Source organism: Pedobacter sp. GW822-FHT03F06 (assembly GCF_058801365.1).
In genome coordinates this window covers 117367-129851 of sequence record NZ_JBXANE010000006.1, presented here as the reverse complement: position 1 = coordinate 129851, position 12485 = coordinate 117367, and the positions used below count along the sequence as shown (strand labels likewise).

At 38.8% G+C, this 12485-nt stretch carries 11 protein-coding genes and 2 tRNA genes; 4 read left to right on the top strand and 9 right to left on the bottom strand.

The window, feature by feature from the left end; translation table 11 throughout:
- The first annotated feature begins 146 nt into the window (after positions 1 to 146).
- Complete coding sequence (locus tag AC1RJ8_RS12045) at positions 147 to 842, top strand: hypothetical protein (protein ID WP_492954138.1); 696 nt, start codon at positions 147 to 149, stop codon at positions 840 to 842.
- A 133-nt stretch (positions 843 to 975) separates the two neighbouring features.
- Here the strand turns inward: AC1RJ8_RS12045 and AC1RJ8_RS12040 are convergent, their stop codons facing one another.
- The 4 genes from AC1RJ8_RS12040 to AC1RJ8_RS12025 all read right to left on the bottom strand — a co-directional run bounded on the left by AC1RJ8_RS12040 (position 976) and on the right by AC1RJ8_RS12025 (position 6204).
- Entirely contained in the window at positions 976 to 1338 is a 363-nt protein-coding gene (locus AC1RJ8_RS12040; RefSeq protein ID WP_492954139.1) for a hypothetical protein, read from the bottom strand.
- 148 nt (positions 1339 to 1486) lie between these two features.
- Positions 1487 to 3934 (bottom strand): TonB-dependent receptor domain-containing protein, encoded by a 2448-nt coding sequence (locus tag AC1RJ8_RS12035; protein ID WP_492954140.1) that lies wholly within the window; start codon positions 3932 to 3934, stop codon positions 1487 to 1489.
- A gap of 180 nt (positions 3935 to 4114) precedes the next feature.
- The gene (locus AC1RJ8_RS12030) at positions 4115 to 5854 is read right to left on the bottom strand and encodes a PspC domain-containing protein (protein WP_492954141.1); all 1740 of its coding nucleotides are present in this window, start codon (positions 5852 to 5854) and stop codon (positions 4115 to 4117) included.
- A gap of 14 nt (positions 5855 to 5868) precedes the next feature.
- The gene (locus AC1RJ8_RS12025; RefSeq protein ID WP_029275299.1) at positions 5869 to 6204 is read right to left on the bottom strand and encodes a PadR family transcriptional regulator; all 336 of its coding nucleotides are present in this window, start codon (positions 6202 to 6204) and stop codon (positions 5869 to 5871) included.
- A 614-nt stretch (positions 6205 to 6818) separates the two neighbouring features.
- Here AC1RJ8_RS12025 and AC1RJ8_RS12020 point away from each other — a divergent pair.
- A complete protein-coding gene (locus AC1RJ8_RS12020; protein WP_492954142.1) occupies positions 6819 to 8270 on the top strand; it encodes an amino acid permease in 1452 nt (483 codons plus the stop codon).
- A 209-nt stretch (positions 8271 to 8479) separates the two neighbouring features.
- Positions 8480 to 8644, top strand: a complete 165-nt coding sequence (locus AC1RJ8_RS12015; RefSeq protein ID WP_492954143.1) for a hypothetical protein — start codon at positions 8480 to 8482, stop codon at positions 8642 to 8644.
- Positions 8645 to 8659: 15 nt separating this feature from the next.
- Here AC1RJ8_RS12015 and AC1RJ8_RS12010 read toward each other — a convergent pair whose 3' ends face one another.
- The 3 genes from AC1RJ8_RS12010 to AC1RJ8_RS12000 form a co-directional block, all read right to left on the bottom strand.
- Positions 8660 to 9556: an NAD(P)/FAD-dependent oxidoreductase gene (locus tag AC1RJ8_RS12010; RefSeq protein ID WP_492954144.1), complete on the bottom strand. Its 897-nt coding sequence runs from the start codon at positions 9554 to 9556 to the stop codon at positions 8660 to 8662.
- A gap of 68 nt (positions 9557 to 9624) precedes the next feature.
- On the bottom strand, positions 9625 to 10257 hold the full coding sequence (locus AC1RJ8_RS12005) for a class I SAM-dependent methyltransferase (RefSeq protein ID WP_492954145.1): 633 nt from the start codon (positions 10255 to 10257) through the stop codon (positions 9625 to 9627).
- 85 nt (positions 10258 to 10342) lie between these two features.
- Positions 10343 to 11254 carry a UbiA prenyltransferase family protein gene (locus AC1RJ8_RS12000; RefSeq protein ID WP_492954146.1) on the bottom strand — a complete coding sequence of 304 codons (912 nt, stop codon included), beginning with the start codon at positions 11252 to 11254 and terminating at the stop codon, positions 10343 to 10345.
- A 220-nt stretch (positions 11255 to 11474) separates the two neighbouring features.
- On the opposite strand from AC1RJ8_RS12000, the gene AC1RJ8_RS11995 reads away from it, so the two are divergent.
- On the top strand, positions 11475 to 11894 hold the full coding sequence (locus AC1RJ8_RS11995) for a VOC family protein (RefSeq protein ID WP_492954147.1): 420 nt from the start codon (positions 11475 to 11477) through the stop codon (positions 11892 to 11894).
- A 379-nt stretch (positions 11895 to 12273) separates the two neighbouring features.
- On the opposite strand, the gene AC1RJ8_RS11990 is transcribed toward AC1RJ8_RS11995, so the two are convergent.
- Both AC1RJ8_RS11990 and AC1RJ8_RS11985 read right to left on the bottom strand, forming a co-directional pair.
- Positions 12274 to 12348, bottom strand: a tRNA-Val gene (locus tag AC1RJ8_RS11990).
- A 56-nt stretch (positions 12349 to 12404) separates the two neighbouring features.
- Positions 12405 to 12482: transfer RNA gene (locus tag AC1RJ8_RS11985), tRNA-Val, on the bottom strand.
- Positions 12483 to 12485 lie beyond the last annotated feature (3 nt).

Below are 12485 nucleotides of genomic sequence, written 5' to 3'. Positions count from 1 at the left end.
AGTGAGGAGGACCTGTAACTTTTGGGAGAGGTTAAATAGCGATTGTTATATTCATATGGCCTTACCGTTTCGATTGATGAATACTGGTATGGATAAAGTTGACTGTAGACTGTCAATTTAAAACTGTAAACTAAAACCCCTAACTTGTGTCAACTAAATTACCAACCATGCTCATAGATTTGATACCAGTAATTGAAATCGGATATAACAATGAGGAACTAACGGCACCAGACAAATTTCCCTATTGGGAACATCCTGAAATCTGGAACGCTTATCATCAAGAATGCTTTCGAAAAGCGGGCTTTAAAGATAAACTGACACCTTATTTAAACGGTTTTCCATTCTATAAGCTCTCAGAAATTACTGATAACAACTTAACCAAACTCATCATTGACCATACGCAAGAAATGAGAGATGGAAAATATGAACGACAACAGTCTGCAACATTTTTTGGCGGTTATGTTTTGAATGTTGATGGGCAAGACAAATATTTTCCTCAATGTTGCGGAGGCCTAAGTGATATCATTTATTGGGACAGACTTTCAACGTTACAAAATACTTATTATGAAGGACACCCTGCCCCACAGATCAAATTTGATTGCGACAATATCGTATTTGATTTTTCGGTTGGCGAATTTGATGAACCCTTTCAACCTACACCACGAGAAAGTATACTATCAATTGACCGACATGAGCTCAAAAAAGCGGTTAAAAAAGTTAAAATAACACTTAAATCTTTTGAAAAACGTCTTGATGAAATAAACGATGTCGAAAAATTAAACATTGAAAACATTGGCGGACTTTTAATTTGGAACGATCAAAACTATGGAATAAGATATTAAATAGTTAAATACCCCACAGATCAAATCGTTCGCAGATTTTTTCTTATAAATTGCCAGTCTGAGACTAGTCGCAGACCGCCCAACTTTGCGCCCTCTGCACCTTCTCTCTGTGATCTTTGCGGTTAAAACCCGATTATTCCGTTAACTTCTGCTTAATCCCTTCAGTAAGCTTTTTCACTTTCATATAGCCTGCTAAAGAGCTGTTCCGTTTATCAAAGTCGATCACTAACCAACCTTTTTTGGCTTTAAGGTTAAACTTATCGCTGCCATTTAAGTTTACGAACAGATCGATATTCTGATCTAATGGAAGTTCGTTATTCAAGGCACTATCCAGGTATTTTTCCAGTTTCGCAGTTTTATCTTCGGCATACTTTGCCTCAAATTTAAAATCGCTATTGGTATCTGAAGCACTTATTGATAAATAACCACCTCTATTATGGCATCCGTAACCTAAAGCGGTAAATAAAATCGCGATACTGTAGATTATATTTTTCATGTTACTATTAAATTGTAATTGTTAAAAATTGTCATCCTGAGCTTGTCGAAGGACAAATGTTTTTTTGTTTTCACCAATTAAAGGTCTTCGACAGGCTCAGACTGACATTTTGGACTCTGGACTGATTACTCTAGACTTAGGACTAAAACTATCCTCCCGCTCTTCCCTTAATATCATCGGTAGCCGTATTTCTAGACCGGGCCGATTTTACATTCTGGTTTCCGAAATTGTAGCTGACGCTGAAATTTGCCCTTCGGCTGGTGTAGCGGTTCACTACGTTCATATTGATGTTCTGATAAACCAATTTCCCCTCCCAATGGTTGGTAAGTAAAATATCATCCATATTTAAACGTAGTTTAAGCTTTTTATCCATCAAAGTTTTCTGGATTCCGGCATTTAAGGCGCCCTGATAAATGGTGGTTTGTTCTACACCCGAAACCCGTGGGGAGTTCAGCCATGCACTAATTTCGAGACTAAAGTTTTGAGGTAAGGTAAAGGAATTGGAAGTAAAAACATTTACCGCAGCCTTTCCTGCACTGTATGCAGCACCTTCAATATTCCCATCATTAAATTTGCTGTAATAAACACTAACATTATTTTGAATATTCCACCATTTCGTAACCTTAACAGGAACATATAAATCGGCAGAGTAATTCTGGAAACGGCCTAAGTTCTGGCGGATTACACTGATCACCCGGGTAGCATCGTCCTGTTTACTAATTTGCGTAATCATATCGCGGGTATTCGAATAACTTAGCGAGAAAGAAGCTTGTTTATAACTGTAACTGATCTGGTAATTATCAGTAAACTGAGGTTTCAGATAAGGATTTCCCTGATCAACCGCCAAAGGATCCATATAAAATACAAATGGATTTAGCTGTTGGTAATTCGGACGGTCTACCCTTCTGCCATAAGAATAACGGATGTTATGGTTTTCACTGATTTTCTGGTTTACAAAAACAGTTGGAAAAACAGATAGATAGTTCCGGTCTACTTCTTTCTGGTCGGTTACAGAAGTGCCATTAGAATGTGTGTGCTCCGCCCTTAAGCCCAGCTGAATTTGCCACACCTTCCATTCTTTAGCGAAACTACCATAAATGGCGTTAATATTTTCTTTGTACACAAAATTGTTCGATTTACCCAGATCATTTTGCCACACCCCTTCAATCAACTGTTCTGAAATAAAGTCGTTATGGGTAACTACATAGCTGCTTTTTAAACCGGTTTCCAGTTTCATGGTTTTCGAAATCGGTAAGGTAAAATCCGTTCTGGCGGCATACACATTAATCTCCGCATCTGTATTGTTCCGTAAAGTAGTTTGGCTGGTCGAACTACCGCTGCTGTTTAAATAATTGGCCAGAAAATTTTCATCTTTTTTATTGCTGAAACCCGAGTAATCCATATCGAAAGTGATACTTTTTCCCTTTTTATCAAAATCATGTTTGATATTGAAGTTGGCTGTTAAATTGCCTACAGGCGAATTCGAATTGGCATCCTGTAAAATGTAATTCAGAACTGATGCGCCATTTTGTACCGCATTAATATTGGTATTGCTAAAATTGGTGAGCTTAGTGGTTACTGTATTGGCATCCAACATCACCCCAAAAATGGTTTTATCAGAAGCATAATAATCTGCCCCCAGTTTCCCTTGAAAACCAACACCTTTATTTTTGCGGTCGAAATTTTGCGTAAGCGAACTTGCCAATCCCTCCGACAAAGTGGTGCGGGTTAAAAACGTATTGTTAAATTGGGCTTTGCGTACCACAGCACCATTTCCAAAAATGTTCCATTTACCTTGTCTATGGTTTAAGTTCAGGTTTACACCCGCACGGAACAAATCACTTGGTGAATCCGGCATAATACCTTGCCCAGTGTTTAATGTAACTGTACCATTAGTGCCATAAGCCTTATTACGTTTTAGTTTGATGTTGATGATCCCTGCATTTCCGGCGGCATCGTATTTAGCAGATGGATTGGTGATGAGCTCAATGGTAGAAATCTGATCGCTGCTCATATTGCTCAGCAATGTGGTAACATCAGCACCCGATAGGAAATTTGATTTCCCGTCGATCATCACCATCACACCGCTTTTATTATTCAGTTTAATCTGGTCGTTTTGGCGGTCGATCTGCACGCCCGGGGCTTTTTCTAAAACTTCTAAAGCCGTGCTGCCAGTTGCTGTGATGCTATTCTCTACATTCAATACCGTTTTATCAATCTGGTGTTCAATAAAAGGTTTTTTGCCCTGCACGCTCACTTCTTTTAATTGTTTGCTTAAGCTTTCGATCGTGATGGCAGGTAATTTCAAGTCTTCATTAAGCGAAAAATGGCTGGTCTTTTTACTTTTAAAACCCACTATAGAAACCGATAATACATACTCACCGCTTTTTAGCTCATCAATTGCAAACTCGCCTTCAATATTGGTCGATACGCTTTTAACTACGGTGGTATCAGGATAATGCAGTACCCTAACAACCGCAAATGATACGGGAACAGTCTTTTCATCAACAATTTTCCCTGTAAGTTTATTTAATTTTTGGGCAAAAGAAGCCCCACATGCCATTAAGCATGCAACTAGCGTAAATAATGTTTTCATGGCTTTTCTTTTAGGCGTTATATTTTTATTGCTGAGATAAATCCGTCATTGCAAGGCACGAAGCAATCCTACAACTATGGGTTTGTAATTATTGAATAGCTAAAAGTGAGCTATTGTATTAAGATTGCTTGGTGCCTCGTAATGACGAACCAGCCTAGCCCCCTCGAAATGACGGAACTATTATTCAGGTGCTATACCCAACTCTTCTTTAACTTCCTTAATCCGGTTTGATACGGAATCCTGGTAAAGGGTATCATTAGGTTTATCTTGCTTCAAATGGTCTAAATCACGTAGCTCCTGCTCTAACTTTTCCTTTTTTAACGCCTCTTCTTTTAATTTCGCAACGCATTTCAAACCATCATCCGTCATAATCCATATGCTGGAATCGTTATGATCATTTTCGCTGTCGTTACATTCCCAAGTCCAGTAATTATTAACATAGCGGTAAGCATCCTGCTTTAAAATTAATTTTGTACCCACCGGAATTTCAAGATTTAACCTTACTTCCTGGTTTCTCCAAATGGTTCCCTTTCTCAATTGAAACCGCGGACTAAAAATCAGTTCAGCATCTTTCACTACATAATTGTAGCTAATGTTCTGCGCATTTTGCAAGGCACTTTGAAAAGTTTTACCCTGCGATTCGTACTTCTGTGTTAAACGGGTAACACCAGTTTCACTTTTATTAATATCAATGCGGATATGGTTCGGTGAAACAAAAGGTCCGTCTTCAAAATCATCAACTACAATCTGATGGCGGTTGTTCGCATCAATGTGGTAAGCCACGCTATCTTCTTTGCTGAAATATTTACTTTTATCGATATTGATGGTATATACCGGATAAGCTTTCAAGTCAGTTGTTTGTGTTAACTCCGCATGCTGCTTAAATTCTGACGAAATCTTGGCTGCCTGATAACCTGTTATGGCTACACCGGCCAACCAGATAATTAACAAAGCGAAAGAAAGTGTTTTATTAATGGCCTGTTTGTTAAAAGCTACCCTGATCGAGAATAACACCAGGGCTAAAACCGGTACAAAGCAAACAATAAATGCACCAAATAAAATTGCCCCCCTATTGCCTTCATTAATAATAGAGAAGGGAAAATATTCGTAAATACTGGCATCCCAAAATCCCTGAAAAGCGGCCGTACCTATAATTAAAGTAATTAAAAAGAGTACACCAAACACAACGATGAAACCCGCAATTACTTTAAAAATAATCTTTCCGGTGCCCGATATAAACCGGCCAAGCCATTCGAAAAACTCTCCGATAAAATTCCCTAAACGGGCAAATATAGGCTGAGCATGTTTATTTACTTCGCCCAAACGTTCCTTAACGGCCTGTAGCTCTTCATCTAAGTTCTTTTGGAAACCCTGAAGATTTGCAGGTTCGCCTTTCATTTCCATCCTTTCGATACGCGATTTGGCCTTTGGCATGATGATCCAGAGTATGGCGTACACTAACAACCCAAATCCACCGGCAAAGCTGATCAGTAATGTAGCCAACCTGATCCATTTAGGATCTGCGTTTACATAATGTGCGATACCTGCACAAACACCCGCTACCACGCGGTCGTCCATATCGCGGTACAGTTTTTTCTCCGTGTACTGGTATTGATAGTTGTTATTGATTACCGGCGCTTCTTCACCTTCCTCTACCGTATCAAAATCCTGCACCTTGCCCATTTGCGCAATCACCGAATTTACGTTGGCCGAATCTACCACTTGTTTTTTCTGCTCTTCCAATTGCTCGGTTAACAGTTCGGCAATCCGGTTTTCGATATCTGTTACAATTTCAAGGTCATCTGCATGGTTGGCAAAATACTGTTTTACTTCGTTCAGGTAGGCCTTTAAGAGTTCGTAAGCACTTTCTTCAATATGAATAATCGTGTTTCCTATGTTTATGATGATGGTCTTTTCCATTTCCTTTTTAATATTTATGAATTGGCTCCTTTTTGTGAAATACCTACAGCATAAGCCAGCTCCTGCCAGGTTTGATCTAGTTGTGATAAAATACCCCGACCGTCTTCGGTTAAGGTATAATATTTACGCGGTGGACCTGAGGTAGACTCTACCCAGTTGTAGCTTAACAAACCGTTGTTTTTAAGCCTCGTTAATAATGGATATAATGTACCCTCAACCACCAATAGCTTTGCCGTCCTTAATTCGGCAATAATATCCGAAGCATATATTTCGCCCCGGGAGATGATTGATAAAACACAGTACTCCAGAATTCCCTTCCGCATTTGTGTTTGCGTATTTTCTGCTATCATAATACAAAGATATATGTTTTATATACTACCATGCAATACATAGTACTAAAATAAATCAAAGTAAATTCACAAATAGCTGATTATCAGGTCAATAATTTTAAATAAAATTTTGTGTTTTGAAAATAATTCCTTAAAAGCGAATAAATTCTAATTCTTTTTAGAAAAGCAAGGTCCTGTAATGCTTCGGTTTATGTCGTCCTGCTATCACCTATAGTCCCGATTGGACCTGTGTTAAACTTACGAAGTTTGCGCTGCCCGTGCCTGTTAAACTTCGTAAGTTGGCCTGCCTTGAAATCGGGAGCTATTTGGTTCTATCAGGTTTAGCTGGAGCGGCGTAGTGCTACTATTAATGGTTTGGAATAATACCTGAACAGTCCTTTGTAAATAAACCCGACAGAGCGGGTAGCCCACAGTGAAGCAAAGCGTAACGAGGACTACAAGCGATGGCGGGACTACAGTACCTATGAAAAACAGCACGTACATTTTCAAAAAAGGCTTTGTGGCCTCTAAAGTTAAACGGTACATATCTAATTTTGAGGTTTACAGAAATTAAGCATACAAATACGATAGATTTAATATATTTTGATAATTTTGCAGCGTCTTAACTTATTTTCATGAAAAAATCTATTGCCAGCATTGTTGCTGAGGCAAACGAAAGCGGCGAAGGAACGCTCAAAAGAACCTTAGGCCCTATCAACCTTATTTTAATTGGTGTTGGCTTAACGCTTGGTGCAGGTTTATTTTCCATTACAGGTTTGGCCGCAGCCAATCACTCCGGTCCGGCAGTTACCTTATCTTTTGTTATTGCGGCATTGGGTTGTGGTTTTGCAGCTTTGTGTTATGCAGAGTTTGCCTCGATGATTCCGGTTGCAGGTAGTGCTTATACCTATTCTTATGCCACCATGGGCGAACTTTTCGCCTGGATTATAGGCTGGGATCTGGTATTGGAATATTCTGTGGGTTGTGCTACCGTAGCCATCAGCTGGTCGCAGTATTTAACCAGGTTTTTGGCCAGCCTGCATATTTATCTCCCTCCGCAGCTAACCTTATCTCCTTTCGAAACCGCTAAACTTGCAGATGGCTCAACGGTTAATGGCATTATTAACATTCCCGCAGCATTGGTGGTGATATTAATGACGGCCATATTAATCCGCGGTACCAAAGGCTCAGCCATTGTAAATGGAATTATTGTATTTCTTAAAGTTGGTGTAGTATTGGTTTTTATTGCGCTGGGCTGGCAATATATCGATCCTGCAAACTACCATCCATACATCCCCGAAAATACCGGAACATTTGGTCAGTTTGGCTGGAGCGGTGTTTTACGTGGTGCAGGTTTAGTGTTTTTTGTATTTATCGGCTTCGATGCCGTAGCAGCTTCGGCACAGGAAACAAAAAATCCTGCCCGCGATTTACCAATCGGTATTATTGGATCGTTGGTGGTTTGTACGGTTCTATTCGGTTTGTTCGGACATGTGATGACTGGCCTGGCCAATTATAAAGAATTTGCCAACAGCGGTGCCCCGGTAGCCATTGCCATCGAAAAAACACCTTACGCCTGGTTAAGCCAGGCGATTATTTTAGCTATTTTAATCGGTTATACTTCCGTAATTTTAATCGACTTAATGGCTCAATCGAGAATGTTTTACTCCATTAGTAAGGATGGGTTATTGCCAAAGATGTTTTCTGATGTACATGCTAAATTTAAAACGCCGTACAAATCGAACATTATACTCTGTGTATTTATCGGACTTTTTGCGGCATTTGTCCCCATGAATGTGGTTGGCGAAATGACAAGCATTGGTACCTTATTGGCCTTTTTAATGGTTTGTGTTGGCATCTTGATCTTAAGAAAAACAAATCCCGAAGCTAAACGTCCATTTAAAGTTCCTTTTGTACCCTTAATCCCTATTTTAGGCATTTTAACCTGCATTGCCATGATGGTATTTTTACCTTGGGAAACCTGGTTGAGGTTAGCCGTATGGTTAATTATTGGCTTAGCCATTTACTTCTGGTACGGTAAAAAGAATAGCAAATTAAAAGCGCAGGAAGACAAGGCGATGCAATAGCTAATAAACTCATTACTATACAAATGCCGCGATAAAGCTGTTTGATTTTCTATACAGCTTTATCGCCTATTTATCACCCAATTGTATTTAAAAAAGAATAAATATCAGTCGAAAAACAAAAAAGCATAAGTTATTAACAATTCAACATTTTTTTAGGCTTTTGGCTTGGGATTTGTCTTAAGAAAAATAACCCTTTTAAACTTATCCCTATGCTTATTAAATTAGACACCACGGTTTTCAGGCTTTCCAGGCATAAAGCAGAAACTGCAAAAAAAATTGTTACACCACTTACAAGAGCGCAATGGATTGCCGCCGATAGAATCGTAATAGCAGCGATATTTATTGCAACAATTGTTGGTGCAATCTTATTTTAAATTTCCGATGGTTGATCAAAAATCTTCAGAAATCATTTCCTTATTCATCACCACAGCGGCCATTGTTCCGGCAGCTGTAATGATAGATAGCGACCTGAACAGGGTTGCACAATCTCCTGCGGCATAAACGCCTTTGGCAGTGCTTTGCTGCTGCTCATCTACTTTTATTGTTTTTAAATCTGTTAATTCAAACCCGAGCTGTTCGTTGAAGTTGCCATGTTGTTCAACATCCGATTTGAGGTATATCGCCTTTAAGGCTATTTTTTCGCCATTTTTAAAAACAACATCTTCGAGATAACCATTATTGTGGAGCAGTTCAGCAACTTCATCTTCTATAATGGTGATTAATTTGGATTTCAGTTTTTCAGTCTGCTCCGCGCTTAGCTGCGATTTACCGTTGGATAAAATCGTTAAATCTTTATTCCAATGACTTAGGGTTTTTGCCATCTCAAATGCATGCTCGCCGTTCATCAACAAGCCTATTTTTTCATTCTTCACCTCATAACCATGGCAATAAGGGCAATGTATAGCAGAAATGGCCCAGCACTCAGCCAAACCTTTAATATCAGGCAGTTCATCTTTTAAACCTGTGGCCAATAATATTTTCCGTGCAGTAAAATTTTCGCTGTTTTCTAAGCTTATGCTAAAACCTCCATCTATTTGCCTGGCCGAAATCGCTTGCCCCTCTAAAAATCGAACTGTTGGATATTTCAGTACTTCTGCTTTAGCAGCTTTAGCAATATCGGCAGGCTTATCGCCATCGTGCGTTAAAAAATTATGCGAATGTGGGGTTTGCCTGTTGCATGGCTTACCAGCGTCGATTACCAAAACATTCCTGGTCGCCCTGCCCAAAGTTAATGCGGCAGATAAACCAGCATAACTTCCTCCTATTATAATTACATCAAAATCCATATCTAAATCTTTTAATACAAAGATCTGAAAGGAATTATTAAACGCAACAATATTGCATTAAATAAATGTCATTTTATTTTTCGGAAGATTGTTGCCTTAATAAAGCCTCCATAATATAGCCGTTCCTCAACAATCAGGTAATTGGCATTGACAAAGTAAGGATTCATATCGATAAGCTGATTTGCTTCTACTATGCCCAATAATTTAAAAAATCCGTACATCGATCTGAGCAACAACCATTTCCACCAATTTCCGTTGGTTTTATTTAACGAAAAATCGACCAGGAGCCATAATCCATCTTTCTTTAAATACTCGTTTAATTGGTCGAATACTTTTACCGCGCGTTGTTCCGCAAAGTTATCAAACAGAAAAGGCGTTAAAATTACATCAAATAATACATCAGTTTTAAAATCTTCAATACCAATATTTACGAATTCTACCTGGTTGTCTTTATAGTTTCGTTTTTGAGAAAGTGCAATCATTTTAGCAGATATTTCTACGTAAACGATTTTTAATCCACCTGTATAAATCTTCGAGAGTTCTTCCAGGATCCATCCGGTTCCACCGCCAACAATTAATACATGGCTATTTCCCTGAATATATCCAAGTTGATTAATCTGCGCATTAACCTGCGATTTAAAAAACACCAATCGGCTTAAAGTATCGTAGTAACCGGCTATTTTATCGTAGTTGTTAAGCATAGTATCAAGTAACGAGGTTCAGGTATCAAGATTGAACTTTTCAAATATAACATTGGCTTTAGACTTTATGCTTTGGTCTTTTAGCTTAATGCACAAACTGCATTCCGATTATTCCGCATATTGCCTTAAATAAGATCAGGCCATCAATTACCATCAGGTAATAGAGAATGTTTTTTCTGCGGTGCATGGAATAGGCCACGTAAATGGTCAGGATAAAAGGTAACACATTAAATAAAACCTGTGGCAATCCAAAACCTTTGTAACTGGCAAATATGCCTAAAGAAACTAAACCTATAATCAGCAATGGAATCAGGATACTGAAAATTGTTCTGCGCAGGCCATAACGTACTACGAATGTTCTTAAATGTTTATTGGCATCTGTTGGGTAATCTTTAATATCAAAAATGATTGCGTTTACCGTGCAGAACATCCAGTTTTTAATAAATAGCCAGGTCCACAGTACAGAATCATGGTAGCCAACCCCAGTTTCAATTTTAAGCATAATCAACGGCAGCACATTGGCACAACAGGCCCACACAAAACCGATTACAAAAGCTTTTAACCAGCCTGTATTGCGCAGATTAAATTTGAGGAAAGACCGGGGTAATAAACCATAATATAAGCCACCTGCAGTAATGATGATTAATATTGCTACCCAATAACTGATCGGCAAAGCCATAATATGCTGAAAGTTTCGGTAAAGCAGGTTTATGGCCAACAACATACAAATAATAAAAAGCATAGCCTGACTCCAGTTAATAAACTGTTTATGTTTGAAGTACCACTGGTTACGCGGATTAGTTGTTGATGGCCTGGTTGAAACCTTATTGTAAGCGTAGGTATAATAGATGGTTGGCGCCAGAAACAATAGCAGGTAATAATTTAAAGAGTTAAGCGGCAGCCTTAACTGGAAAGTAGCTTCGAGCGTTAGGGCAACAGCCAAAATGCCTACAAAGTAATTTCCAAAAAAAATGAACCTGATAACTTTACCGAACATCTGCCGCAATTTTTCAGCTGGCAATTTCGGATATATAATTGAATAAGGTAAATAAATAAAACATAAATTATATTCCATTTAAAACTCGTGTTCAATCTTTTCTGTTGAGAAAAATATACTTGAGGAGAAGTAATTTTCTGCTATCTTGAAATCAATAAAAAGACCAACAAGAATGATATAGGTTGTAACAGTGCTTGTAATCAGCTAACTAAAAAATAATATGGAAGAACCAAAAGACAACTTAACTTCAGCTGCAGACAATACTCCAAAGGTGACCGGAATTGGCGGCATTTTCTTTTTTTCCGATAATCCGCAGGAAACGAAAGACTGGTATGCTAAAAATCTAGGATTTGAAATGAGCGCCTGGGGCACCTCAAGTTTTGAATCCAGAAACCTCAATAATCCTGATGAGATCGAATCACTTCAATGGAGTCCGTTCAAAAAAGGGGATGAATATTTTTCGCCATCCAAAAAAGATTTCATGATTAACTATCGTGTACAGCATATCGAAGGTCTTGTTGAGAAACTCAAAGAAAACGGCGTAACCATACTCGATGAGATTGCAACTTACGATTATGGGAAATTTATCCATATTATGGATGGAGAGGGTAACAAGATTGAGTTGTGGGAGCCTAAATAGCAGCTTTTGTCATTCTGAACGCAGTGAAGAATCTTTTTAAGATACTCAGGATCAAACATGATCAGGGCGCTATATTAGGGATTCTTCACTGCGTTCAGCATTATAGAGCTCAATAGGTGGTTCTTATAGCAGATGCTGAAATAAATTCAGCATGACGACCGTATTATAGAAAGATTCTAAGAAGTCTTTATATTTCAGGTAATTTGAATTTGATTTACAACAAAAAAGCCTCTCAATAAATTGAAAGGCTTGGTGGGAAATAATCCCGATCCGAATCGGGACGCCCCTCTCGGTATAAAGGAGTCCTTAAACCAGCTGAACTAATTTTCCTCAAGAGCATAAAAAAAGCCTCTCAAATAAATTGAAAGGCTTTTAGTTGTGGGAAATGAGGGGTTCGAACCCCCGACCCCCTCGGTGTAAACGAGGTGCTCTGAACCAGCTGAGCTAATTTCCCTTTTTTGGGTGTATTCAAAGTTTTATAAAAAAGCCTTCCAGTTGTACTGAAAGGCTTGGTGGGAAATGAGGGGTTCGAACCCCCGACCCCCTCGGTGTAAACGAGGTGCTCTGAACCAGCTGAGCTAATTTCCCTTT